19 protein-coding genes, 2 tRNA genes and 1 pseudogene are annotated in these 26,101 nt (G+C 31.4%); 7 read left to right on the top strand and 15 right to left on the bottom strand.

What is annotated here, in order from left to right; genetic code table 11:
- Together ACE01P_RS06095 and ACE01P_RS06100 are read left to right on the top strand one after the other, a co-directional pair.
- Positions 1-2,193, top strand: a pseudogene (locus ACE01P_RS06095) (hypothetical protein); the annotation flags it as partial.
- 4 nt (positions 2,194-2,197) lie between these two features.
- A complete protein-coding gene (locus tag ACE01P_RS06100) occupies positions 2,198-3,286 on the top strand; it encodes an MBL fold metallo-hydrolase (RefSeq protein WP_379695334.1) in 1,089 nt (362 codons plus the stop codon).
- 230 nt (positions 3,287-3,516) lie between these two features.
- Here the strand turns inward: ACE01P_RS06100 and ACE01P_RS06105 are convergent, their stop codons facing one another.
- Positions 3,517-3,846: a hypothetical protein gene (locus tag ACE01P_RS06105; RefSeq protein ID WP_379695336.1), complete on the bottom strand. Its 330-nt coding sequence runs from the start codon at positions 3,844-3,846 to the stop codon at positions 3,517-3,519.
- A gap of 160 nt (positions 3,847-4,006) precedes the next feature.
- On the opposite strand from ACE01P_RS06105, the gene ACE01P_RS06110 reads away from it, so the two are divergent.
- The gene (locus ACE01P_RS06110; protein WP_379695338.1) at positions 4,007-4,780 is read left to right on the top strand and encodes a hypothetical protein; all 774 of its coding nucleotides are present in this window, start codon (positions 4,007-4,009) and stop codon (positions 4,778-4,780) included.
- A gap of 173 nt (positions 4,781-4,953) precedes the next feature.
- On the opposite strand, the gene ACE01P_RS06115 is transcribed toward ACE01P_RS06110, so the two are convergent.
- The 4 genes from ACE01P_RS06115 to ACE01P_RS06130 all read right to left on the bottom strand — a co-directional run bounded on the left by ACE01P_RS06115 (position 4,954) and on the right by ACE01P_RS06130 (position 10,519).
- On the bottom strand, positions 4,954-5,193 hold the full coding sequence (locus ACE01P_RS06115) for a hypothetical protein (RefSeq protein ID WP_379695340.1): 240 nt from the start codon (positions 5,191-5,193) through the stop codon (positions 4,954-4,956).
- 81 nt (positions 5,194-5,274) lie between these two features.
- Positions 5,275-8,463, bottom strand: coding sequence for a BT4734/BF3469 family protein (locus tag ACE01P_RS06120; RefSeq protein WP_379695342.1), 3,189 nt, complete (start codon positions 8,461-8,463; stop codon positions 5,275-5,277).
- Positions 8,464-8,735: 272 nt separating this feature from the next.
- Positions 8,736-9,014: a helix-turn-helix domain-containing protein gene (locus tag ACE01P_RS06125; protein WP_379695344.1), complete on the bottom strand. Its 279-nt coding sequence runs from the start codon at positions 9,012-9,014 to the stop codon at positions 8,736-8,738.
- A gap of 116 nt (positions 9,015-9,130) precedes the next feature.
- On the bottom strand, positions 9,131-10,519 hold the full coding sequence (locus ACE01P_RS06130; protein WP_379695346.1) for a phage integrase SAM-like domain-containing protein: 1,389 nt from the start codon (positions 10,517-10,519) through the stop codon (positions 9,131-9,133).
- A gap of 393 nt (positions 10,520-10,912) precedes the next feature.
- On the opposite strand from ACE01P_RS06130, the gene ACE01P_RS06135 reads away from it, so the two are divergent.
- The gene (locus ACE01P_RS06135; RefSeq protein WP_379695348.1) at positions 10,913-11,746 is read left to right on the top strand and encodes a trypsin-like peptidase domain-containing protein; all 834 of its coding nucleotides are present in this window, start codon (positions 10,913-10,915) and stop codon (positions 11,744-11,746) included.
- Positions 11,747-12,063: 317 nt separating this feature from the next.
- Here the strand turns inward: ACE01P_RS06135 and ACE01P_RS06140 are convergent, their stop codons facing one another.
- A complete protein-coding gene (locus tag ACE01P_RS06140; protein ID WP_379695350.1) occupies positions 12,064-12,297 on the bottom strand; it encodes a hypothetical protein in 234 nt (77 codons plus the stop codon).
- Positions 12,298-12,383: 86 nt separating this feature from the next.
- On the opposite strand from ACE01P_RS06140, the gene ACE01P_RS06145 reads away from it, so the two are divergent.
- From ACE01P_RS06145 to ACE01P_RS06155, 3 genes are all read left to right on the top strand, one after another.
- Positions 12,384-12,614 (top strand): helix-turn-helix domain-containing protein, encoded by a 231-nt coding sequence (locus tag ACE01P_RS06145; protein WP_379695352.1) that lies wholly within the window; start codon positions 12,384-12,386, stop codon positions 12,612-12,614.
- A 21-nt stretch (positions 12,615-12,635) separates the two neighbouring features.
- Positions 12,636-13,283: a hypothetical protein gene (locus ACE01P_RS06150; RefSeq protein WP_379695354.1), complete on the top strand. Its 648-nt coding sequence runs from the start codon at positions 12,636-12,638 to the stop codon at positions 13,281-13,283.
- Between the two features lie 179 nt (positions 13,284-13,462).
- On the top strand, positions 13,463-14,254 hold the full coding sequence (locus ACE01P_RS06155; protein ID WP_379695356.1) for a hypothetical protein: 792 nt from the start codon (positions 13,463-13,465) through the stop codon (positions 14,252-14,254).
- A 204-nt stretch (positions 14,255-14,458) separates the two neighbouring features.
- Here ACE01P_RS06155 and ACE01P_RS06160 read toward each other — a convergent pair whose 3' ends face one another.
- The 9 genes from ACE01P_RS06160 to ACE01P_RS06200 form a co-directional block, all read right to left on the bottom strand.
- Complete coding sequence (locus ACE01P_RS06160; protein ID WP_379695358.1) at positions 14,459-15,124, bottom strand: HAD family hydrolase; 666 nt, start codon at positions 15,122-15,124, stop codon at positions 14,459-14,461.
- A 317-nt stretch (positions 15,125-15,441) separates the two neighbouring features.
- Entirely contained in the window at positions 15,442-17,025 is a 1,584-nt protein-coding gene (locus ACE01P_RS06165; RefSeq protein WP_379695360.1) for an MFS transporter, read from the bottom strand.
- A gap of 1 nt (position 17,026) precedes the next feature.
- On the bottom strand, positions 17,027-18,079 hold the full coding sequence (locus tag ACE01P_RS06170) for an HlyD family secretion protein (protein ID WP_379695362.1): 1,053 nt from the start codon (positions 18,077-18,079) through the stop codon (positions 17,027-17,029).
- A gap of 69 nt (positions 18,080-18,148) precedes the next feature.
- Entirely contained in the window at positions 18,149-19,441 is a 1,293-nt protein-coding gene (locus tag ACE01P_RS06175) for a TolC family protein (protein ID WP_379695364.1), read from the bottom strand.
- Between the two features lie 453 nt (positions 19,442-19,894).
- Entirely contained in the window at positions 19,895-20,719 is an 825-nt protein-coding gene (locus tag ACE01P_RS06180; protein WP_379695366.1) for an AraC family transcriptional regulator, read from the bottom strand.
- 298 nt (positions 20,720-21,017) lie between these two features.
- Positions 21,018-21,091, bottom strand: a tRNA-Asp gene (locus tag ACE01P_RS06185).
- 663 nt (positions 21,092-21,754) lie between these two features.
- A tRNA-Asp gene (locus ACE01P_RS06190) sits at positions 21,755-21,828 on the bottom strand.
- A gap of 86 nt (positions 21,829-21,914) precedes the next feature.
- On the bottom strand, positions 21,915-22,841 hold the full coding sequence (locus ACE01P_RS06195) for a DUF58 domain-containing protein (protein WP_379695368.1): 927 nt from the start codon (positions 22,839-22,841) through the stop codon (positions 21,915-21,917).
- Positions 22,838-25,426 carry a M1 family metallopeptidase gene (locus ACE01P_RS06200; RefSeq protein WP_379695369.1) on the bottom strand — a complete coding sequence of 863 codons (2,589 nt, stop codon included), beginning with the start codon at positions 25,424-25,426 and terminating at the stop codon, positions 22,838-22,840. Before ACE01P_RS06200 ends, ACE01P_RS06195 begins: the two co-directional genes overlap by 4 nt.
- Positions 25,427-26,101 lie beyond the last annotated feature (675 nt).

Raw genomic sequence — 26,101 nt, forward strand, 5'->3', positions numbered from 1 at the left:
AACAGTGATCGTTTGACAAGAATTTTAAATCGATATAGCATGCCAGAAAGAGATAGTTTCTGGCAACAATATTTAAGGTACTATACAGAGTATGATGATGATAAAATTGCTTATCCAACAAGAAGATTAATTGATTGGGCATGGACACCTGGTATTTCTAATAAACTAGATTTTGAAACGACAAGATTGACTGCACAAAGTTTAACGTGGATCTTATCAAGTACGAAGGTTAAGGTACGGGATGAAACCACCAAGGCATTAGTCAATCTTTTAGAACAACAACCAGAGGTTCTTATTTGGATCTTGAAAAAATTCAAGAATATTAATGATCTATACATTTCTGAGCGATTGTATGCCGTTGCATATGGTTGCATACTTAGAAATGCAAATGACTCTTTTACTAACAAAGTAGCACTAACTGTTTACAATCTTGTTTTCAAAAAGCAAAATCCGCCAAAACATATTTTATTAAGAGATTATGCTCGTAACACAATTGAATTTGCTTTTTATAAAAATCCAAAACTCAAAATTAATCTTACATTTATCAGACCGCCATATAAAAGCGAATTACCCGAAAGATTACCAACAGATGAGGAGGTTTTAAAATACAATTTCCCTTACAATAACCCTGAAGCAAAACGTCATTACAAATTGATGAATAATAGAATTTATCATTCGGTAACGGGATTTGGGGATTTTAGTAAACATATTGATTCATGTCTGGATGATTTTGCTCCTACAAGTTTTACATTTGAAAAACATTACAAACTATTTTACAAATCTTTAAAAACAAACCAAAAAAAACTTTTAAAAGACCTTACGCTTTTACTTGAAATCAAAGGTAATTACAATAAAAGTCACCATATAAAAAATAATTTAGGGATTGAATTCTTAAACAAGCGGTTAGCCGAATTAGATACCCTTTTCATTGAATACATAGAATTAATAAATAAAGCTTTTCAAAATGAAGAAAAATCATTCATTACAAACAAAGTTATACCATTTTTAGAGACAAAATATGAATATAAAAAGTGGAAGTTTAGTAAATCTGAAATGAATTCTTTTAAATATTGGATAATTGGCAGAACATTTGAACTTGGGTATAGTTACGAACTGCATGGAGAGTTTGATGATCAAATTAGTAGGCACAGTTATGGTCGCGAAAAAAAAATTGAGAGAATCGGCAAAAAATATCAGAGAATTTCTCTTCATGAAATTTTAGCAATTCTTTCAGATAATTATATGCTTAATAAATTTAGTTGGCATGATGATAAAAAATATGAGTTTTATAAAGGAGCTTGGCAATTATACATTAGAGATATTGATCCCGCATTTGTTGAAAAAAACATAGAGGAAGAGGAAGAAGAAGAAAAAAATGACTTAGGCATTCTAAATGAAAAAAAAGAATGGTGGGAAGATTCAGATTACAAATATTGGAATCAAATAACATCTGAATGGATCACAAATCTGGAAGATTTACCAAACCCAAAAGATATTTTAGAGAAAAGGGATCCAGACAATGATGATTGGTTATGCTTAAAGAAATTTAGCACATGGGACGAACCAAAACCAATGGGTAAAGGAAAGTATGATTTCCAAAGAAAAGAAATGTTTTATAAAATACAGGGATATCTCGTCGATAAAAAAAATAAAGTGAAAATTATCAAATGGCTTAGTCAACAAAATTTTTGGGGAAATTGGATGCCTGAAAGTAGAGATCACAATCACTTAATAAATCGGGAAAAATTTTGGTCTCCAGCTTATTTCGATAGTGATAATGAAAAAAAATGGGAAACTATAAGAGATACAAATTTAAAAGTAATAATTGCTACTACTAATGCAGTAAGCAACATTGATGGAGATAAATCAGGAGCACAATTTAGTTATGAAATGCCATGCAAAACAATTTTCGAGGGAATGAATTTAAAATACGCTCCTGTTGATGGTGAATTTAAAAGCTTAAATGACCAAATAATTGTAACAAATAAAAAACATAGTGGGGTACTCATTAGAAAGAAAGATTTAATGGAATTTCTTAACGAAAAAAAATTAGATATAATCTGGACAATTATGGGAGAAAAAATGTGCTACAGCTCAAAAAGCGACACAAATTACAGGAAAGAACTAAGTGGCGTATATTATCTTGAAAATAATCAAATTAAGGGAATTACAAAGGCATTTGACTCAGAATAAAATAATGGAAATAAAAATTTACCAAGCAGAATGTGGTGATGCGGCAAGTATAAGATATTTCGGTAGTGATAATAAATATCATAATATTTTTATTGACTCAGGGTACGAGAGAACATTTCGGCTTACCTTGTTTGAAGAGATTAAGGAGATAAAGAAAAGAGGGGAAGTTATTGACTTGTGGATATTGTCACATATCCATGATGATCACGTAGGTGGTGTAATGAAATATTTACAAATAATTAAATCTGGTGAACTAGATGATATTGTTAACAATTGGTATTATAATGTACCACGCTACAACTCTGTAAATTTTATCAATAATAAAACAAGTATTTCAGCAAGCATAAATCAAGGCGATGCTATTTACGAATATTTAAAGCTAAATAATAAGTTATTAGAAACAGACATAACTTCTGAACTTGAATCTATAAATTTATTTGGATTAAAATTGACTATTTTGTCTCCTTCAATACAAAAACTAAATCGCCTTAGAAAGAAATATCCACTAAATAAAACAAATTACTTGGAGCGATCAGAATTAACATCTATTAGCGAAGCAAAAACTCTCAAAAACAATGATTACACAGTTAAAACATCTGAATTTGAATTAGAAAATTTTAGTGAAGATAAATCTATTGAAAATGGCAGTAGTATAGCGGTAATGACAGAATTTTACAAAAATAAAATAATTTGGCTTGCTGACTCTCATCCCAGTGATGTTATAAAAACATTAAAAAGGATGGGGTTTTCTAAGAATAATCAGATAGAATGTGATTGGGTGAAGGTTGCTCATCACGGAAGTGATGGAAATAATAGCAATGAATTATACAATTTAATCAAGTGCAATAATTATATTATTAGTAGTAATGGGGAAAATAAATATAATTTACCCGAAAAGAAAAGTTTAGTTAGAATCTTAACGAATGAAAATAGACCTAAAAATTCGATTTACAATTTTTATTTTACTTATGACAATGAGACATTAAAAAGTATTTTTAAAGTAGATGGAGTTAATGTGTATAATAATTTAAAATTTACAACTAACTTTTTAAGTGATTCTAAATATTTAAAAATACTTAACTTAAATAACTGATAGTTATAGAATTACTATAATACTTTTTTTTACAATTATTAAGAAAACGTTTTTTCTCTTCCAAACACATCCCGTTATGTCGACAAAATTTGGTATTCAAAACGATTTTATTCTACAAAAATAAAATTGATTTTCAGATTTCAACAGAAAATCATGCAGGATATTTTTATACTTGACACAAAAGTAAATCAAATATTAATCATTTTTTCAATACTAAATTAAAGGAAATGCTATCCAACTCTTTTTTTTAAAAGTTCATTATACTCTTCTAAAAGTTTTAAATATTTATTTTTCCAATATTCTGGATTTGCTTCATCATTTCGATAATCAAAAGCAGATTCATTTATTGCATTTTGATACGATTTAATTTCTTTTATTTCATCTTTAAAATCATAATGAATAATCTTACCTATTAGCAATATCATATCTAATGAAAGATTTGCATTTTCGAACATAAGATAAACCCACCTTCTACTTTTTGATAATCTTTTGGCTAATTCCGTAATTGGATAACCACTCTTATAAACTGCTTCTTTAACTATTTCCCCTCTGTGTTCCATGATTCAAAGATTAATAGTTAAGTGAGAATTTATTTTCACATAAAATACACATATGTGTGTATTTATTATTATTTTTACACTTTAAAACGCAATATTTTATTCATATTTGTAAATTATATGTGTAACCAACGGTAATTAATTCAATAACAAGATAAATCACATGAAAAAAACATTACTACTATTTGCAATATTTTCCACTTTTACTCAACTAATTCATTCTCAAACAATTTTAGAAAAAATTAAATGGGATTATACCAATATCACTCCAAATACATTTATCTTCAACAAAACAATAGTTGGTTATTTTATTGAAGAAAATAAGGATTCGCCAAGAATCAATCTGGATATTTTTTCTGATTCAACTGCAACAACTAAAATTAGTTCTATAAAGCTCAATGAAATATTATCGACAGAAGTATTTGATGTATTAGCATATAGTTATTACGACAAACTATATTTAATTAAGTCGAGTAAGGACAAGAAAGTTTATTTAATACATGAAGATGTAATGTATTATCAAAATTGGGGTAAAGGCAATGGAGCAACATTAATCACAAAATATACCAATCCGCAAGTTATTGCACAGAAAAAAATAGCTCTGGATAGTTATAGACTAAAATTAAATAGCGCTTTAGTCACTGTAAGTAAATTAGAAGCTATCCATAGCAAGCATACATATAATCAAATTAATAAATTCGGGACTGTAGTCGGCAAAGTTTATAAGGTAGAGGAATTTACTTCTCAAGAAAAGATTACATACAAACAATTAATCTTAAAATTAGAAAAACAAAAAAACATTTTAAATGAAGAGTTAGCAAAAAAAATTGGCAATAAAGAAACTGTAAGAGATTTACTTGAAAATATTGACATTAAAAAACAATTACAAGTTGAACATTCTTATACTGATTATTCTTATTATGCAATAGAATGGTAAGACAAATACCCCACAAGCTAATTGTGGTTTTTTTTTTATCTTTTTAATTTTCACAATCTCAAAAAGGGTTTTTATTTTATAAAAGGACATCAGCTTTTTTTTACCTTTTTTACCCTTAAAATATATTATAATAATCTACATAGGGTAAAAAAACTACAAAAAAGCCAACGTACTTAATAGTATCTGGTCTCTCTAATACCATTGCTCTTCTTAATTTTTGATTTAAAATCAGGGAATTTAAGTTTAACAAAATGCCCAATACTAGAAATAGGCAAACCTGTTATGTTGCTGATTTCTTTGACTGTAACAAATCCTTCAGTCTTAACTTTTTCTCTAATTGTAAAAATCATATTTTCATTGATATGTTCATAAGCTTTACCAACTGTTAAACCTTTTGCTTTTCCTTTAGCCATTCCCTTTCGATTTCTAATAATTCTTTCATTAACAGGAATTTCAGTTGTTAAATTTCCAAACCATACAATTACAGATTCTCTTCATTCATTAGTAAATCGTTGCTTAAATGTAATTCTCTTTTCGTTTTTAATTTCATAACAGATAGCCAATTTCTTTTTTAGTTTCGCTCTCAAATCCCTCTTAACTCCCTCATCCATAAAATCATAAGCCTCGTTAATATGCTTTGGCGCTAATTCATCTAACATTTTTTCATATTGTGCTTTTGACAAACTCCCCTTCCCTTCAATAAGATTAATTTTTTTATCCACCTCAACTATCAACTGATTATCTAATTCATGAACTGAATCACTATTTACAAACTCCATAAACTTAAGCCTGTTTTCAATCTCAGTAAAATTCATTTTACATTCATCAAGCATTAAATCTTTAATCCAGTTCAAATCACAATTGATTCCACTAAGTTGAACACACTTTTTTACTAACGACTTTATTGAACGAAAAATTTGTTCATTTTCAAGGGTCAAAATTTTACCAACTAAAGAGTAAGTCCCTGTTTTTAATGTAAAACTGTTAGTGTTTTGAATTAAATTAACAATATCACTTAACATAAAATCCAACGCCTTAATTTTACTTTCTTCTTCCCTTTGTTTTTCTATTTTTAACAACTCTTTATACTCTTCAATTATAATAGATTCCGCAGGGTTGCCCTCAACAACATTTACATCATAACCATGTTCTTTCAAAAAGCCACCGACTGAAATTATGTTAGTATTGTGTTTTTCTAACTCCTTGTTTAACTCTTTCCATCTCACTTTTTCTTTATCTACTTCAAAATCCTCTAACATTTCTGCAACATCATTATTTGTAAAAAGATTTGTGGATATATCATTTTCAAGCAATTTTATATAATTAGGATTTTCTACGTAATTAAAAACAAAGTTTTTTTCATAACTGAGATTTTTAGGCATAATAAAAAAAACAAAAACTTCGACATCCATTTTTCTAAATCTATTTGCATATTGTTCAATAAATTGACCTGAAATTAAGTTTTGATTATCCGTGTAAACAAGCATAGTTATGGGTCTATCAGTATTATTTATATCTATTCCAACATTTCCCAAACTTGTAATAAAAAGTATTTTAATGTCTTCACTAATTTCTGAAGCAGTATTAATTTCTGTACTTACTTTACTATTCTTTTGATTATTTGAATATATTGCAAATTTTGGGCTTCCGACACAATTAACAACACAATTAATCCATTTCTCCCCCATATTTGTTGGAATAAATATTCTATTATCAACATCATTTAACTTTTTTATTTTTTTTATGAATGAGGTGTAACAAGAATCTTTATCTTCACATGCAATAAAAGTTACTAATCTATTTTTGTTATTAATGAAGACTTTTTTTTGTGTTATTTTTTTTCCAAAATTATCTGGCTCAAAATAAATTTCTTCTCCAGTAGGTGTACCGCTCATTAATACGATTTTAAGTGAACTTGCTTTATCTGCATTATTTCTAACATCGAGAATGTAAGCATTTATTTTTTTTAACAGCAGAACTATTGGTGGCATTCTATATGACTCAGTAAATAAAAGATGAGATTCATCAATAAAAATAAAATCAAATTTATGATAATCCTCAATTTTGATTTGTGAACACTTATCAAATGTGCAAATAATTGATTCGTCAGTATTAATGTACCTTTGGATTTCGATAGTACCAAAAACCTGCACAAAGCCTTTTAGATTTTTATTTTTAATTATAGCTTGAGTTGGAACAACAAGCAAACATCTATAATTCTTTTCTATAAGTTTTGAAACCATGCTTGTTTTACCACTTGAAGCAGGAGAAACTAAGATATTTAAATTTAAATTAGACCAAAATTTCATTAGATCATAAAGTCGATCGCTTAGAAATCCATTTAAAAAATCACCTTCAATTCTACTATATTTATCAATCTCATTTTTAATTTTATTAATTTTCAGTGAAGTCCCAACAGTGCTGTCAATAAATTTCTGTTCTTGTTTTATATTTTTTTTCTTAACATAAGGTCTTATTGATATTCCTGCTTCCTTGCAGAAGTAATAAAAAGTGCTAATTGTTGCATATATTCCTTTTTGATTTGCATTATTAAGAGAAGCATGGTATTTTTCCTCATTACGCCATTTATTTAACATTTCCCATTCAACTGGATATCCATGCAAAGAACTCGCAATTTTCACCCAATTAATATAACCTTCAACTAATCTGTTACCACTAGAAATTATTTCAAGTATTAGATCGACAACTGCCCTCAATTCATAATTACTAGTTTTGTGTTTTCTTTCAAAATCAATCAATCTAGTTTCAGTACGATCTAACCTTATTTTTTCTTTTAATCTATTTTCATCAAGTTCAGCATCAGTTATTTCAACTAATTCATTCTGTTTAACAAAAATATCAGGATCATAAGATAAATATCTTAACCTTCCAATATTTGAACAACTTGGATCAATGTTTAGATTATAAGTATCCTTGTAATACTTCTGCAATTTCTTAAAGATTAGTAAGAAGTTTTTATATGCATCTTTTTTACTCATTTCAACAATGACTGCAAATCCGTCACCACTAAAAGATTTATGTACAATTTTAGTGTATTTGTCTTGCTTAAGTTTTTCAAAAACATCATCTAAATCGTCTATGTAATCAAGATCAAGATCCAAAATTATTATATGATTACGATACTCAATATTATCCGCAATTTTATTAGGAGTAGTCAATTTATAAATGGCAGATCCCGAAACCACGTAGGACAAGTTTTTTTGATCTTTGTAGCCTTTGTTGTTATTTTCTCCCCTTAGCTTACGCCCCTGTAAAACCTGAACCTTATTATTTAAGTAATTATCTGCTACAGGCAGATATTCTTCTTCTGCATAACCTTTTTCGAAATAAGTAATTGTATGTCCATTTACTTCTTTCGTTTGTGGTCGATCATCTGTCAGAACAATGATTGTTGAACGTTCGCCACGAACCCCCATGTAATAACCACGTAGACTACTATTAAATATTGGTCTAAGTGAATACATATTATCAAAAAAAGATATTGGATACTCTCCTAGTTGATCAATTAACTCATTTAGAGTTGGATTCTTCTTTCTTTTTTCAATTGGTGTTATTATAGGAGCAGGAATTTCCAAGAAATTAGTAACCTCATTTGAAGTATTATCATTTCTGCACTCTTTATTATTAAATTCTTTTTCGTTTAAAATAATTGTGTTTCCCATATTATTATTTTATTTAAAATCGCCAAGAATGACGAATGTATTTTTTTACTTATTTTATTATTCTTTATAGTCTTTGACATTCTCCCTGATAAAAGTTTTCAATATGATTCATAGAAAAGCTTGTCCGATTTTCAAAATGGACATATTTTATTTTCTAGAGATGTATATGGGAGACCGTTGCCTTGAGCAACGGTCAAAATACTTAGTTTAGTTTAAGGTTCTGTTTTTAAATGCTCATTTGATAACTCACATTTTTTAACAACTCAGAGAGTTTATTCGTACAAAGGAACTAAACTGGAATCAATATCAGATCGTAAAAAATACACACGTGATCCTAAACCAAATGGTTTAAGTTTTCCGTTTTTACACCAATTATTTATAGTAGAAATATCCACATCAAACATTTTTGCGACAGCATGACGTGTCAAATATTCATGAGGTTGAACTGGTTTGTAATGTTTTAAAAAATCATGTAAAATCACCTTTAGATCAGCCATAATTTCTTCTTTTAATTTTTCTGGACTCGTAGCCACGAATTGAATTTGTGTCATATTATAAATGTTTAAATTTTATATCATTATGTTCTTTTTATTTCAACCTTATGTTGAAAAACACATTTCAAAAAAAAACAAACACCTATAAGACAACACATTAAACAAACAACAAATTAGTCATTCGTTCCATTTTTTATTATTTTCAGTTGAGGTGGATCATTTTTGTGTATATCCGTATAAAATTTCATAAATAAATCAGCGTTATCATCTTTGTCTTCTCTTTGATTTATATAACTCAAAAACAAACTTTCTTTTGAATGCCCAGTTATTCCAATTAATACTGCTGTTGGGATTTTTTTGTAATAATTTGTTGCAAAAGATCGCCTAAAACAATGACTTGTGATTAATTCATATTTGGGATAATTTCCTAATTGCTTTCTGTTAGTTTCTGTATTCAATTTTGTTCCTTTAACAATTAGATCAATTCCTGCCAACTTACAAACCACTTTCAAGTAATCATTAAGTTTTTGATGAGGTAATTCTTTTGGGAATTGGTTTTCAATTATATCAATGACATGGGGAGCAATAATTCCTATCGTTACATGTTTGCTTGTTTTTTGTTGGATCACATCAATGTAAATCTGCGATCCTTTATATCTGACATTTTCACCTGTCAATTTAAGTAAATCTCCACCTCTCTGACCCACTTCACAGCCCAATAGAATCCAACTCCTTACATTGTTTAATGCTTCTGGAGTTATAGCAATACCTTTTGTAATTTCTGGATTTAATAATTTAAACTCTCTCAGTTTTTCTACATTTGACAAATTCACATTTTTAATTTTGTCCAATTCATCAAAGGATAAAGTTTGAATGTACCTATCTGTGTCACTTTCTCTGAAATGTTGAATTGTTTTTGAAAATGGAGTTATTGGTATCTCATGTTTCTCTGCATCAATACAGACCGTTTTCAAAATTTCCAACTGTTTACCTGCATAGTTTGTTGAATATTTTTTTGTATTGATAAGCCAATTCGTGTAATTTTCTACAAATGGTTTGGTTATCTCAGAAAACTGAATTTTTCTTTTAATAACAGTTTGATACTCTGATATTATTTTTTTAAATAGATTATAATTCTTTATTGTACTAGAACTTAATCCAATTTTAAATCCCCCACTGGTTTTTACCTTGCGTGTATTAGCGTTTTCAATTATATACTCGACATGACTAACTAATAATCCTGTTTCGTTTTTTACAACACGTTTAAAACATTCGTTTATTTTTGAATCAAGCCAAAAACTATCAATGAATATGCTATCACCCATAGCTATATTAATATTCTCAAAAAGAAAAGATTCTAATTTTTTGAGATTATTAAACACAACTTTGTTCTCAGAAGTATTTTGTTTTGGTAGACCTGTAATTTCGCTCCAATCTTTCGGGTTAATTGAAAAACCTGTATTTAATTCCAGATCTTGCTTTCCACGACCTAAAATAACTCGCACTTTAATTGATACATTTTTATTTACTTTACTTCGCAATCTAAATTTAACTGATGCCATAATTTTTATGATTATATGTTTTGATTATATATCATATATCAATTTCAAAGATAAGGCATTTTAAAAATTGCCCGACATTTGTCCGACATTTTTACTCATTCATTAGATTTCATTCCATCCAATTCAACTAGTAGAAAACCTTATAAAAGCCCTAAAATAGTTGATTTAAGAGCTTTTATAAGAATTAAGCATTGATTTTATAGTAAATAGAAAAAAGCCAAATAGAAACAATAGGACTCTAGGTTCGAGTCCTATTATCCGCACCAAAAAAAAGCTTCTGAATATTTTTTCAGAAGCTTTTTTGTTTTTACCTATTCCTAAATTTTAAATCTCTTTGAATTATTTTTTATATTTGACAACCATCAATGTATAAACTAAAAATTTGAAGTTTACATGCCAGATATAAAATCAATACAATCTGTTAAATTAAAAATCCTTGCTGAAAGAACTAAAATAGAAATAACTTCTGCTACAGGTTTTTTATGTGAATACAAAGAAAAATTATTTCTTATCACTAATTGGCATGTAGTTAATGGAAAAAATAATTTTACTAAAGAGCTTTTAGATAAAAAACATGGCGCATTACCAGGTTTTCTAGATCTACAATTAACCTACATTAAACAAGGGGTAGATGATAATTTCAGCACTTCCATACTTCATTTTGAACAGCCACTTTTCTATTACAATTCAGATGAAGATTTTTATGATGAAAGTAAACCTTTATGGATTGAACACGACAGAAAAAATGAAATAGACGTAGTCGCTATAGATTTAACACAATTTAAAAATGTATGCTCATTGCCAAATTTTAAATTGATGACATATAACATTGAAGAAGAAATATCATACACCCAATATACAAGGGGCATTTCAGTTATGGATAATGTTTTTATAATAGGATTCCCTCTGAGCTCTGGAATTTCACTTAATGAATATCCTATTTATAAAGGAGCTACAATAGCAAGCGAAATAAAAAATAACGATCAACCTCCAATTATTTTTATTGATGGCAAAACCAAAAGTGGTATGTCAGGATCTCCAGTCATTTTAAAACATGGATTCTCAGGATTGCCAGAAGGAGATGCCCTTTTTGGCAAATCTCAACTTATTGGAGTCTATTCTGGTAGAGAGAGTACTTCTCCTGATTTAACCGAAGCCGAATTAGGAATAGTATGGAAACTTGAAGAATGTTTGTTACCAATTCTTCAAAAAGCTTGTAAACAATAATTTTTTAAAGATTAAACTCAAAAAATCTTAATGGATGACCATAATAATGTCGTTTCGACGTAAGGAGAAATCTTCGTGAGAATGTCCACAAAGATTAGACTTTAGTTGCGGAGTTACTTGCGAAGATTTCTCCTTACGTCGAAATGACAAACTGCATGGAAATCTTAACAATCCATCTTGACGAAAGAAGATTCCCAGCATCACCAACGAGTTGTCAAACTATGAAAAAAATTGCGGAAATCACTCTAGAATTTTTTGTCGGTTTTGCTTTTGGTTTCTCCTTTCGTCGAAATGAACTTTTATAAAATAGAATTTCTTTAATCAATATTTAAATAAGGATCTAGAACTTCTGCTAATCTATTTAGCCAATAAAAATCATCACCGATATTATTTATTTCAGATTCTAAGGTTTCGCACCCGCGCATCGAACTTAACGAAAGTGCATAATTGACTTCTCTTATTGCTTTCGCCATATCTTTTACATCAATTACTTCAGTAAAAAAGTCTTTTAGTCTAGTTTCAAGCTCGTTTGAAAAACATTCTGTAGCCATTATCTTATTTTTTATTTCAAGCAAATACAATAATTTGTAGGTGAATTAGCCTACATGTACAAAATAAATCTTTCCACTTTTGAAATATGAATATTTCAGAAGAAACTTTTCTCGTCAATCTTGGCATTCACGTTAGACAATTACGTGAAAAGAGAGGCCTATCCCAACAAGGTTTAGCTGACGACTGTAATATTACCAAATCTCAAATAGCAAGATTAGAAGTTGCCAAAGTAAATACTGGTGTAAAAACTCTTGTAAAAATCGCCAATGCTTTAGATATTGAACCTAAAGAATTGCTTGATTTTCCTTTGAAATGATCTTGACCTGAAATAGTTTATATGATAAAAAGCAATAATATTATAGACACTTTACATAATTCACCATCAATAATTTTACTAAAAGAAAGCAAACAATCTTCTCCAGATTATAGTTTTTTAATACCACTACTAGCTGCTTTAGCCGGAGGAATAATTGTTTTAATTGGACAAGGAATAGATCGGTATTTCAAGCAAAAAAATGAGAAAAAGAACCAATTAAGAGACATATATGCAAATTGTCGAAGAATTGAAGCATTGATGAAAACGCTTTATCTAGAACTTTCTAGTTATAAAATTCTCACTCAGTATCGTTGGTATTGTACAATTATTACAACTGATCTAGAAAAGAAAAAACATTTTGAAAATGAACACATAAAGTATGCAGCAAATGCCCGCAAAACGCATCACGAAATCGGAGAAAATATAGCAAATTTTATAGGTCAAGTGCGTAAATTTCAATCTCTAAAATCTTTTGACAATTTAGTTGAAATTGAATTAGAATCAATTTCAAATATTACTTTTAAGGACTCTAGAGAATATAATAAATCAATTAATAAAGATGAAATAATCAATTTAACTATTGAAGACAAAAATAAACTTAAAGAGGAATACTTTAAATTTTTACATCATTTTAAAAAAATTAATGACATATTACAAACATTAATTTAAATTATTAAAACAACCAAAGCTTTGAGAGCTTCAAATCTTCGCATCTGAAAGTCTTTTTTTTCAGAAATTTCTTTAATTATTTTGTGTTTAATCTTTAAATATTCTTATTTTTAAAATACCAAAAACCTAATTCTCCATATTTTATTCATTTTTTAAATCTCTAAAATCATTTAGAACACATGAAAAAATACAGATTATTAGTCTTCCTTTTAGGAATTATTGCGGTTTTTTACTTCGTAAGAACGATTCGAAACTATACCGTTAAACAAGAAACGCGAACTATAAAATCGGAACATTTTATTGTTTCCTATACCGGAATTTACAAAAGCGAGGCCGAAAAAGTCAGCAACCATTTAGAAGAGAATTATTCTAAAATTAGAGAAAATCTAAAAGATGTACCGCACGATTTGATAAAGGTTTTTGTTTACGGTTCGCAATACAAATTTAACGCCGCGACTGGTTTAGAAGAAAATACAAAAGGCACAAGTCGTGGCCCAAACGAATTTCATTTTGTTTGGACGAATTGGTTTAATTCGATTTTTCCAGACGATCCGCTAAAAACGGCGTTGCATGAATTTACGCATTGCGTTCAGCTAAATATCTTAATCTACAAAGCCAAAGATTCTATTATCACGCAAGACAGACTTACTTTTGAAAGGGAATTTGACAAAAAGTTTGGAGCAGAATATCCGCTCTGGCTTTGGGAATCGATCAGTATGTTTGAAGCGAAAGAAGTAAATAGGTTAAGCGTAAAATATGCTAAAAACAAAAACCTGACTTTGGAAGAGCTAAATAAAAGCAATCAAATCTATAATATTGGCTACACGATAATCGAATATCTTACTCAAAAATGGGGAAAAGATATTCTACCCAAATTAATCGCTTCTTTCGGGAATATCGAAAAAACATTAAACGTATCGACTGAAGAATTTGAGAAAGGCTGGATTGCTTTTTTGGAGGAGAAGTATTAAATATTTTTATTTCACGCAGATTTAAAAGATTTAAGCAGATACACGCAGATTATTTATTTTCAAAATCAAAAAAAAATCTGCTGTAATCTGTAAAATCTGCGTGAAAAAATGCACATCTGCACAAGAAGCTTGAAACTAAAAAACCTTTGTCAAAGTTTAAAACTTTGACAAAGGTTCAATATATCATTTTTTGGAATTTGGGATTTATTTATTGGAATTTATTATTTCAATAATCTTATCCACATTCACTTCGCTATAATCATTGATATAAAAATCGCAAGGTGGCAATTCTTCTTTTGTATGTGTGCTTAAAACGCCCACGACTTTCATTCCGGCATTTAATCCTGCTGTAATTCCCGAAAAAGAATCTTCGAAAACCACACAATCAGACGGAGAAACACCAACGCGCTCTGCCGATTTTAAATATACTTCTGGATTTGGCTTATGAAATGTAACGTCTTCGCTTGACATCATCGAATCCATTTTTTGGTCGAGTTTCAAAGCATTGGCAATCAAATCTAAATTCGCACGTGGCGCCGATGTTGCAACAGCTGTTTTGAATCCGCGAGATTTTAGTTCTTCTAAAAACTGCATATAATTCGGAATCGTTTCGACTTTGTCTTTGTAAATCTCACGAAACATTCCTTCTTTTTCGTCTTCCAATTTGATCAATTCTTCACCCTGAATCGGACGCTTGAAGAAATGCGTCATGATGTAACTATTGTGTTTTCCGTACATATGTTCTTCAAATTCTTCATTAGTATACGGAATTTTATATTTATCGAAAAACTTTTCAAAAGCGACTACATGATGCGGATTGGTGTGGCAAATCACGCCGTCCATATCAAAAATTACACATTGCTGGCTCATAATTTTATTTGTTTTTAAACTGGTGCAAGATACGAGCATTTATATTGTTTCTCGTCTTTAAGTAAGTTAATAAAGTCTTATTTCTCGCAGGATTTTGTTTAGAATCTCGCAAAGTCGCTAAGACGCAAAGTTTTGTTTCACGCAGATTTTAAAAAGATTTAAGCAGATATGCGCAGATTATTTATTTGTAAAATCTTAAAATAAATCTGCTTAAATCTTTTTAAAATCTGCGTGAAACAAAATCCTTTTAATCTTATTAATCGGTTGCAAAAAAATAAAAATCTTTGCGTCTCTGCGACTTTGCGAGATTAAAACCTTTAGCCAATCCAAATTTTACTTTTTACCAAAGTCATCGTCTGTCTCAAATGTTGATTACATGCAATTAGGATAATCAAAACCACTAAACCATAACCTACAACCGTATAAATCTCCATATCGGCCAATAAAGTCGATTGTTTGGCTATTGTACCGAAAACCTTTTTCATAGCCAGAACATTGGCATTATCTGCCGAATATCCTTTAGCAATAAAACTTTGTGTAGTTGAAGCAATTGCGTTTTGTGCTTCTGGATTTTCACCTGTTACGAATTGGCTTAGTTTCAAGAAGTGTTTTTTATTCAAGAAAACCATTGCATTCTGCATTACACAGAAACCAATTGTACTTCCCCAGAAACGTCCTGAAACCCCAACAATTCCAGAAGAAACCGCCATATTTGCTGGAACCGATGATGTGGTAAATAAGATGAGCGGAACAAATAAAAACCCCACACCGATTCCTTGCAAAATATAGGGAATGATAATATCGCTCAACGCAACATCTGGCACAAAAAGAAACGTAAACCAGAAGTGGAAAATAGCAATAAGCGTAAAACCAATCATGAAAATAATTTTAGTCGAAACCGATTTCATCAAGAAAAAAGCAGCCAAAATAAGTCCGATTACGTTTCCTAAACCGTTGATGTACTGCACGCCCGCCACACGCGATGGATCCCAATTCCAGATTGAAAACATCGCGGAATGGCAAAGACTCAGTGTCGCCCTGCTGATATAGAAAAGGAAAAACAATAAAAATCCTATTCGCAGATTGGCGTATTTTATAACTTCAAAATTGAAACTTGGTCTTTTTACCAAACGTTCTTTAAAGATGAACAATCCGCCTGTGATAAGCGAAATCATCAACATTAAAACCATTTCTGAAGATTGTAACCAATATTTTTTCTCAGCATAAACAAAAAAGTAGGCACCGCAAAGAATCGAAATTAAAACCAAAAAATAACTCATCCAGTCGATTTGATACAACGGAATCTTCTTCGTAATTCGGTGCCCTCTGAAAGTAACTAAGATTAAAAAGACGTTTAAAACCTGCAGTCCGCCTGAAACATACAACATGTATTTCCAGTCGTAATGATCGAGGAACCACACGGCGATATTCATAATAAACGGCGTTGACAACAACAGCGAGCCGTAGTAAAATGAAAATCCAATAATTATGGCATTTTTAGAATTAAACTGTTCGATAAGTAATTGTCTAATTGTAATTACCGGAAGCGCCATCAGAATTCCTTCGGCAACTCTCATCAATAAAAAGACCGAAAAATTAGTAATATAAGCCGATGTAACAATCGTAATTCCGATAAGGGAATAAACTGCCATCAGATAATTTTTCGCAGGAAAAAAACTCGAGAATCGGCTTTCTATTAAAATGGTTGCCAGCAGAGTTCCGTACGTCACGCACATTGCGAACTGCAAATCTTCTGGCTCAATATCCAGAAAACTCGCCGCATACGTTACGTTTGACGTGTAAACTCCCAATAAAATCATGGAATGCAGTAAACAAACGAACAAAATAATAATGATCGCCCATTTTGGAACCCATGATTTAAATATACTTTTATCTTCCATTTTATTTGTGCGCAGCAACAACCGTAATGTTCATTCCTGCTCTTAAAAAATCGGTTTGTTTGTCTTGTTCTTTTAACTGAATTCTAACCGGAATTCTTTGTTCAATTTTCACGAAGTTTCCTGTCGCATTGTCTGGCGGAAGCAACGAGAATCTCGCACCACTCGCAGGCGATAACGAAGCAATTGTTCCAACAAAAACTTTATCATTTATAGCGTCAGCTTTAATTTCAACTTCTTGTCCAACTGTTAAATATTGCAATTGCGTTTCTTTAAAGTTGGCTGTAATCCATTTTTCTTTACTTACAATAGAAAGCAAAGACTGTCCTTCTTTTACCATTTGTCCTGGCTGTAAAGTTCTTTTTCCAACCCAACCGTCATAAGGCGCTGTGATTACAGTGTACGAAAGAAACAATGCCGCATTATCTGCAACAGCTTGTTTGGAAGCAATATTAGTCTGTGTTGTCGGAACATTCGCTTCAGCAACCGAAGTGCTCAAACTTGCCGAATGAATTCTGTTTTTCATTTCCGAAAAATGTGCCTGAGCCGATTCGTAATCTGCTTTTACTTTTTCTAATTGTTGAGAAGTTGCCGCTTCTTCGCTCACCAAAGCTTTATATCTTTCATATTCTAATTTTGTTTTCCAAAGATTCGCTTTTGCAGCTTCTAATTGCGCTTCGTTAATTGCCGTTGCACTTGCTGTATTAATGGCATTTTTCTGAGCCACAACGTTGTTTTGTTCTGCGTTTTGAACATCGGCAAGAGCCACATTCAATTTCGATTTATATTCTCTGTTATCAATAATTACCAAAGTATCTCCTTTATGCACAAACTGATTTTCGTCAAAACGAACTTCCTGCACATAACCCGTAATTCTCGACATAATTGGCGTAACGTATTGCTCTACTTGAGCGTCATTGGTTTCTTCGTGATTTCGGTTAAACACATAAAACCAAATTCCCAAAATAACCCCGCTTATAACCAGCGTACACGCAATAATTGTTATTAGTATATGAAACGTCTTATTTCTTTTAGTTTCATTTTTTATCTTAACCATCTTTATCTCTTTATCTTAGTTCTTTTTAAGTCTTTTCTCTTGCTTCTTTCTTCTATAAAGTCTAAACAATTAGCTCTGAGGCATAATCCCAGCCGTATGCATCATCTCGTAATGTTTCAAAACAGCATCCAAATGAGTAGCAATTTTGTTGTATTTCGCTTGAAGCAAAGCATTATCAGCATCAACCATTTCGGTAATCAAAACCAATTGATTTAAATATTTCAGCTTTACGATTCGGTAGTTTTCTTCAGCTAAATCCAAAGCTTTGTCGACCACAACAAACTTCTCAAGGATTTCCTGATATTGCGTGTGCTCTTTGTACAACTGATCCTGAATTTCATCTTTTATGATTTCATTCTGCATTTTCTGTGCATCAATTTTAGTATTCGCTTTTGCCACTTTCGTTTTGTTTTTATACAAAGCCGAAAGATCAAAACGTGCCTCGATTCCCACTTGACCTAAAGTGTACAAATACGGATTTGGCGGAAAGAATTTGTAGTTAGGATAATAAAAACCATAATTCCCAAAGAAATCTACAGTTGGAAGATAATTCCCTTTTACCAATTTCAATTCAGTTTTACTGATGTCTAATTCCTGACTCGCCATTCGCATTTCTTCATTCTGCATGGCTTTGCTCAGATAAAAATCGTACGGATCTACGCCGTTCATTTCGTCCAAATTTGCAGTGGTGTCAATTGCAATTTCTTCGTTTTCCGGAATCTGAATTAAAGTCTTCAGATCGTGAAGCGCTATTTGAATGTTTTTGGAGTTTGTAAGCGCATTCAACTCACGATCTGAGAGCTGTAATTCGGCACGTATAACCTCATTTTTGGTCACCGTTCCGTGTTTTTGAAGCGATTGCACTTCTTTTAATCGGTTTTTTTCTTCTTTGATGTTTTCTTCAAATATTTTTTGAAGTTCCATCATTTTGTAAATCGCCAGATAATTGGCCACAACTTGCAACTCAATATCATTTTCTGTTTTTTCCGATTTTATTTTTGCAATTTCGCTTTCCTGATTCGCAATTTTAATCGCGTTATTAATCTTGTTTCCAACGTAAATTGGCATTTTAAAAGTTGAATTTACCTCGTAGATTTCAGGAATTGCTTTCGTAACTTCTTTTCCGTTTAAAAAACCATCTCCTTTAAATTCTGTAATGTTGGTAATTCTAGAGTACATTCCGTTAAGTTGTACGTCTGGCAATCTAAGTTCTTTTCTTTCTTTGATGTTTTGCTCAGCGAGCGTAATCTCCAGTTGAGATTTAAGGACTTTTTTGTTGTTTTCCTTCGCCAGTTTCATCGCTTCTTGTAAAGAAACCGTATGAACTTCCTGAGCTTGTAAACTATTGAATACTAACACCATTAGTAAAATCAATAAGCTTCTGGGAAAACAATCTTCTTTAGAGTTTGTTTTTGTAAGGAACATGAATATTTGAATATTTTATGCTGCAAAGTTCCTTCATTTTTTCCTTGGCGGATGATTCTAAAAAGTCAATAACGTATTCATTTCGGACAAATGTTAAAATTCTATTTTCCAAAAACGTTATATTAAAATACTGAAAAACAGATAATTGAAATTAAATTTGTTTCACGCAGATTTAAAGGGATTTTAGCAAAGGACGCAGATTTTTATTTTTGCTCCCGCAGATTCAGCAGATTGAGCAGATTATTAAATTTAAAAATCTTTGAGATAATTATTTTACGCATTTAAAGAAATCTCCTAAATCTGCTGAATCTGCGAGAGATTTTTTTTAGCAAAGAATAAAGAAAATCTGTTTCAATCAGCTTAAATCTGTAAAATCTGCGTGAAATAAATTTACTTTCCTCTTTCCAAAATTTCCTCTCCGTTTAGGTAATCAGAAGGTCTTTGGCCTAAAATCTTAAAAAAAGTATTGCTGAAAGTCGGAACACTATTATAACCAACTTCTAGAGCTACCTCTTTTACAGACAGTTTTCTTTCTAATAAAAGTTCGATCGCTTTGAGGATTCTTCGAATAGTATAATATTGAATAAAAGACATTTTAAGATCTTTTTGAAACAAGCGATACAAAGAACGCTCACTAAAGCCAAATTCATGCGCTACATCAGCAAATAGAATCGTTTCTCCCAAATTATTTTCAATATGTCGAAGAATTTTTCCAAGTCGTTTATCTTTAGGTTGAGGCAACTCTAAAGGCAGATTATTAGTGCATATTTGAGGAAGAATAGCTTTGATAGCTTTTGCAATCACGAAATTCGGAGAACCTTTTTTCAAATCTCCATTCCACTGATTGGTAAACATCATCATTTGAAGCAGTAAATTGTTTACTGGATAAATGCCTTCGCTTTTATAGAAATCATCTTCATCTTTTTCAACCGGAAAATATAGATTTCGCATCATCACATGTTCCGATTTTGGTTCGATACTATGTTCCAATCCCGCAGGAATCCAAATAAAATGTCTTGCAGGAAGAAAATAAGATTTCGTTTCAGTTGTCACAAAAACTACATCGCCCTCCGCGTATAGCATTTGCGCTTTGTTGTGTTTGTGTGTTGGAACCAACAATTCGCCCATTATATCATGATGGCAGTAAATGCTTTTTTTATCAGCATCTACTTTCGTGAGATAATATTTGTCTAATTTGAATGTTGATTGTTCCATAATATAAAGATAGGAAAGAAATAAATTCCAATATTTAAAATTCCAAATTCCAATCATCCACACAGTTTGTCATTTCGACGAAGGAGAAATCTCCACGAGTAGCTCCGTACAGAATGTCGCCAATCTTTGTAGAGTTTCTTGCGGAGATTTCTCCTTCGTCGAAATGACAAACTAGACGGATTACTTTAAAAACCTTAATGAACTTTGCGTAAAATCTTAGCGCTCTTTGCGGTTAAACTCCAAAAAGTTTAAACAAAAAAAAAGCTTCTCATAAAGAGAAGCTTTTTACAAACTTAGGCGGTCTGGACGGGACTCGAACCCGCGACCCCATGCGTGACAGGCATGTATTCTAACCAACTGAACTACCAAACCCTGCGTTATTGTGGGTGCAAAAATACAACAGAATTTCGTTTCTGCAAGCGTTTTTGAAAAGAAAATTTCAAAAAATTTTTAATGACTTAAAATCCAATATTTTAAAATTTCACGTTTTTACTAAAAAGTAGGAACTTTCTTTTATTCAATCAAAAAAACCTCAAGTTTAAAAGCAAAAAGCCCGCAGCACTGCATCAAATTATCAGCTTTGCGAACTTTGCATTTCTCAAAAAAACACCTTTGTGAACTTTGCGTATTCATTGCGCTCTTTGCAGTAAAAAGACACAAGCAATTTTAGTGCAGAATGCGCCATTCTTTGTAGAGCCTCTCGCGGAGATTTGCTTCGCCTCTTCGCTATCACTCAAGTCTCCTTCGTCGAAATGACAAACTGCATGTAAATTGGAATTGATCAAAAAAAAAAAAATCCGCAAAGCTTAAAAAAAAACTTTGCGGACTTTACATAAATCTTAGCGGTTAAATAATTTGTAAAACCAAATAGTCTTAAATCAAAAAAGCCATCCACAAAAGTGGAAAGCTTTTCATTGGTCTAACTACTAAACCAGCTACGAGTTACAAAGTCGTAGCAAAACAACACAACTAATTTTAGATACCGTTTTTGGGCAAAAAAGCCTTTCCATGAAGGAAAGGCTTCTCCCAATATTGCGGTCTGGACGGGACTCGAACCCGCGACCCCATGCGTGACAGGCATGTATTCTAACCAACTGAACTACCAAACCTCTGCGTTATTGCGGTTGCAAAGATATAACAGAATTTCGTTTCTGCAAGTGTTTTTATAAAAAAAATTAAAAAAAAGTTTCAAATATTATCCAAAGTTTTGTTTTTCAACCAAATATGTAGTCAATATTTTTTCAAAATTATCGCCAACATTTACCGGAACGTACTTAATTTGGTTCTTCGCGCAGGTTAAAGCCAGATTTTTAAAGTAAGCTTCTACCCTTTTTTCATATTCCTCTTTTACATTGTCTGCAAAAATCGAAACCTCTTCTCCCGATTCTAAATCAATAAACTTTCTTGGGGTATTATCAAAATCAAACTTCAATTCGGTTTGATTATCAACCACATGAAATAAAACTACTTTATGTTTATTATGTTTTAAATGTTGTAAAGCGTTGAATAATTTCTCCTCATCCTGCGTCTGAAACATATCCGTAAACAAAATAATCATCGAACGGCGGTGCATTTTCTCTGCAATTTGATGCAAATAGGTAATTGTATCGGTCGTTTTCTTTGCTTTTGGCTGTTCTAATAATTGTTCCAACTTATTCAAAAGCATTCTGTGGTGGCGATCACTTCCTTTTTCTGGAGCATAATATTCGTAACTATCCGAGAAAACGCTTAAACCAACGGCATCGCGCTGTTTCTTTAGAATATTCATTAAAACTGCAGAAGCCAAAACCGCAAAACCAATCTTCTTTTCATAAAAAGGCTGATTCGATTTCAGTTCGGGATAATGCATTGACGACGAATTATCTACAATCAAATGACAGCGTAAATTGGTTTCTTCCTCAAAACGTTTCGTGTACAAACGATCCGTTTTGGCAAACAATTTCCAATCGATATGTTTGGTACTTTCGCCTGCATTATAGACTTTATGCTCGGCAAATTCGGCTGAAAATCCATGAAACGGACTCTTGTGCATTCCAGATATAAAACCTTCCACAACCTGATTTGCCAGCATTTCAAGATGCTGAAAACTCGAGACTTTCTCTATTTCCGATTCAATTTTCATTCGGTTTCTTTTTTAATATTTTGCGCTTTATAAAGCAAATCTGTCGCCTGAAACAATTTACGCTTCAAGATCGGACTAAAATTAGGGTTTTCTTTTAAGAATCGCTGTACTTCGTCAAAAGCATATTTCGACGAATACTTTCCAACGGTATTATCCAGCCAATCTTTAGGAAAGAAAATATCTCCCGTACGTTGGATTTCATCTACCAAATCTAGTGAAAATCTAATATATTTTTGAGCACTTTCCTGACGAAGCGGATGATTTACATTGGCCAATCCAGTCGAAACCCAAGATTCTTTCTCACGATTGGCATCGTCTTTTAAAGATTCTATAAAAGCATTTCGAACTGATTCGTCTTTTGATAAAGACGGAAGAAGGAACTCAAAACGTTTCTTTTTGTCTGGATTTGAAATGGAATTTCTAGTTTTCTCTAAAATTTCATCAGCTTTTTGATGTTTGAAAATCGCCAGATTCATTGCCATATTGGTATAATCGTCTTCGTTTAGTTTTAGACCAGAAATCGAAATTTCTCTATTCCAAACCTTATATAAACTCGCTTTTCCAGAATCTGAATACGCCACAGAACTAAATAAACCGAACAATGTCTTCTTGATATTCGAAGACAAATTAGCTTGCAAACGTTCGTACAGAATCCCTACAAGCTGTTTTTGTACTTTATTTTGCTGTTTTTCGGTGAAAAATCTCCAATAAATCGTGTTCAGATTATTAGAAACAATTCTCAAAACCAATTCATTTTCTTCCGATTGAATTCCTTTTAAAAAGCATTCATAAGCCTTTTCTGGTGCAATATTTCCAATTAATGTATTTTCATAGAGATTACTATAAGCCGAAGCTCTCGCCACCTCATCTTTTAAACTTCCGATATCATTTAAATTATTCCCGTCAAGCGGAAAAACTCCGTATCCAAAACCATTATAATTGTAAATAATCGTGAGCGGTTTTTCAAGTCCGATAGCTTCTTTTAAAACTAAATTTTTATCTGTAATATTTGCCGTCAACACTTTTACTTCATTGGCATAAACTAAACCAATTTGAAAAATCTGAGGCCAAACGTTATTCGATTTATCTTCCGCTTGCTGTGCAATTTCAAACTTTTTGATTTTGTTTTGTGCATCGTATTCGATTTTATCTGAGAAAATCGCTCTTCCAGATTTATTCACCCAAACTTCACTCCATTTCTTCATATCCAAAGGCGTTTCGGCATCTAGGATTTCTACCAAATTATTCCAATCGGCATTATCATTGGCATATTTTTCAATGTATTTTTGAATTCCTTTTTGGAAAGCATCTTTTCCCATTGAAGCTTCCAACTGACGCATCATAATTGGCGCTTTGTTGTAAATCATAGCACCATAAAGCGAACCCGCATCTTTCAAATTAGCCAAATGTTGTCGTATAGGATGTGTACCCAAAGAACGATCTTCCGCGTAAGCGCTAGGATAATGTGCCGTAAAAAACTGCAGATTATGATTGACTTTTGGAAAGATAGGATTCATGATTTTATCTGCCATGAAGTTGGCAAAAACCTCTTTCATCCAAACATCATCAAACCATTTCATCGTTACCAAATCGCCAAACCACATGTGTGAAGTTTCATGTGCAATGAGTTTTGCTCGATTTAATTTTTCGGTGTCCGTTGCGCTATTATCCAAAAACAAAGTCGATTCTCGGTACTGAATTGCACCGACATGCTCCATTCCGCCATATTGAAAAGCTGGAATAGCTGCAATATCTAATTTTTGAAAAGGAAAATTATAATTCGTATATCCTCTCAAGAAATCTACAGATTGTTTGTGCAACTTAAAAATAGTATCGTTACTGTTTTGTATTTTTCCCTGATCATTCTCGCGATATAAAAAATTCATTTCACTAAATCCCAACTCCTGTTTAGTAGTTTTAAATTTCCCGGCTACGAAAGAAAACAAATACGTACTCATTTTATCCGATTCATCAAAGCCATACCTCATATAAACAACATTATCAATCACAATTTCATATACTCCAAAAATTCGGGCAGCAGTAAGGACGGTCCATTCGACAGGAACCTGAAGAGTCAGTCTGTAAGTTGCTTTTAAATCTGGCTGATCAAAACACGGAAACAAAGTACTGGCACGATCTGGAACCAATAACGTATATAGAAAATCATCATTTCTGTTTAAAGATAAATTCCCTGCGATAAACGAAATTTTGATTTTATTTTTTCCTAAAATCAAATTCTCAACAGGAATTACAATATGTCCTTTTTCATGAACGATTGCAATGTTTTTCCCATTTGCTTCAATTGTTTTTATGTTTTGAGTTTTCTCTTTAAAATCTAAATATAACGGCTCGCTCAAATCTGACAAAGACAAATCTAGATTAACCTTAGAAACAATATCTTCACTTTTCTTATTCGGAATTTCAAATAGAAGTTCATACTTGAGGTCTGAAATTTGATGTTTTCTAAATTGAGCCAATTGCTCTGAAACACCATCTTCCAAAACAAGTTTTCCTTTTGTTTTTGATTGAGAAAATCCAATCGTAATTGCCATAAAAAAAGCAATAAAGGGGTAGAAAATTTTCATTTTTTGAGGAATATAAGATTCGCTAAAATAGCAAATAAGCTGATTTTTTACAAACAATTACTGCAACAACATTGCATTTAAAGATAAGATTTTTATATTTGCAACACTATTGCATTAAATAGCGCAAAAAACCTCATCTAGAAGTTATCTTCACGAATGAAACAGAAAATTAAATTTATAAATCTCTTGATGCCGTTAATCGTATTGTTCGCAATACTATTTCCTGCTGTCCATTCATATGAGCATATACTGGATACGCATTCGCAGAAAGAGAAATTAGAATTTTCGGTTTCAGAAAAGCCACAGTTTAAGGCAAAACTTCATTCGTTTCATAAATGTTCGATTTGCGATTTTAAATTCAGCGCAGTTGGCACTTTAGAGTTTACGGTTTTTCAATTTTATAAAAATAGTACTGTTGTAAAACATCTTAATTTTTACAACGAACAGCATTTTGCATTTTTTAAAGGGTCTCTATTCTCACTTCGAGCCCCTCCTGCTTTTACACTTTAATTTTTGTGCGCCTGATTGCTTGCCAATTCGGCAATTGATTTGTTTTTGATGATTTCCAAATCTTAAAACATTTTACATCAATCTCATTTATTTTCAGTAGTTAATATTTTGTATTGACGATATATCTTGTATTGAAATTTCAAAATTTCTTTGCTAGAATACTGT

Origin of the sequence: Flavobacterium sp. HJSW_4 (assembly GCF_042436695.1) — a bacterium.
GTDB lineage: Bacteria > Bacteroidota > Bacteroidia > Flavobacteriales > Flavobacteriaceae > Flavobacterium.

Bases quoted from the DNA above. Each gene is read 5' to 3' on its own strand.
- ACE01P_RS06200 (WP_379695369.1), bottom strand. From the start codon at position 25,426: ATGAAAATTTTCTACCCCTTTATTGCTTTTTTTATGGCAATTACGATT.
- ACE01P_RS06145 (WP_379695352.1), top strand. From the start codon at position 12,384: ATGAATATTTCAGAAGAAACTTTTCTCGTCAATCTTGGCATTCACGTT.
- ACE01P_RS06115 (WP_379695340.1), bottom strand. From the start codon at position 5,193: ATGGCTAAAGGAAAAGCAAAAGGTTTAACAGTTGGTAAAGCTTATGAA.
- ACE01P_RS06195 (WP_379695368.1), bottom strand. From the start codon at position 22,841: ATGAAAATTGAATCGGAAATAGAGAAAGTCTCGAGTTTTCAGCATCTT.
- ACE01P_RS06130 (WP_379695346.1), bottom strand. From the start codon at position 10,519: ATGGCATCAGTTAAATTTAGATTGCGAAGTAAAGTAAATAAAAATGTA.
- ACE01P_RS06165 (WP_379695360.1), bottom strand. From the start codon at position 17,025: ATGGAAGATAAAAGTATATTTAAATCATGGGTTCCAAAATGGGCGATC.
- ACE01P_RS06150 (WP_379695354.1), top strand. From the start codon at position 12,636: ATGATAAAAAGCAATAATATTATAGACACTTTACATAATTCACCATCA.
- ACE01P_RS06140 (WP_379695350.1), bottom strand. From the start codon at position 12,297: ATGGCTACAGAATGTTTTTCAAACGAGCTTGAAACTAGACTAAAAGAC.
- ACE01P_RS06170 (WP_379695362.1), bottom strand. From the start codon at position 18,079: ATGGTTAAGATAAAAAATGAAACTAAAAGAAATAAGACGTTTCATATA.
- ACE01P_RS06135 (WP_379695348.1), top strand. From the start codon at position 10,913: ATGCCAGATATAAAATCAATACAATCTGTTAAATTAAAAATCCTTGCT.
- ACE01P_RS06160 (WP_379695358.1), bottom strand. From the start codon at position 15,124: ATGAGCCAGCAATGTGTAATTTTTGATATGGACGGCGTGATTTGCCAC.
- ACE01P_RS06180 (WP_379695366.1), bottom strand. From the start codon at position 20,719: ATGGAACAATCAACATTCAAATTAGACAAATATTATCTCACGAAAGTA.
- ACE01P_RS06105 (WP_379695336.1), bottom strand. From the start codon at position 3,846: ATGGAACACAGAGGGGAAATAGTTAAAGAAGCAGTTTATAAGAGTGGT.
- ACE01P_RS06100 (WP_379695334.1), top strand. From the start codon at position 2,198: ATGGAAATAAAAATTTACCAAGCAGAATGTGGTGATGCGGCAAGTATA.
- ACE01P_RS06155 (WP_379695356.1), top strand. From the start codon at position 13,463: ATGAAAAAATACAGATTATTAGTCTTCCTTTTAGGAATTATTGCGGTT.
- ACE01P_RS06120 (WP_379695342.1), bottom strand. From the start codon at position 8,463: ATGGGAAACACAATTATTTTAAACGAAAAAGAATTTAATAATAAAGAG.
- ACE01P_RS06175 (WP_379695364.1), bottom strand. From the start codon at position 19,441: ATGGTGTTAGTATTCAATAGTTTACAAGCTCAGGAAGTTCATACGGTT.
- ACE01P_RS06110 (WP_379695338.1), top strand. From the start codon at position 4,007: ATGAAAAAAACATTACTACTATTTGCAATATTTTCCACTTTTACTCAA.
- ACE01P_RS06125 (WP_379695344.1), bottom strand. From the start codon at position 9,014: ATGACACAAATTCAATTCGTGGCTACGAGTCCAGAAAAATTAAAAGAA.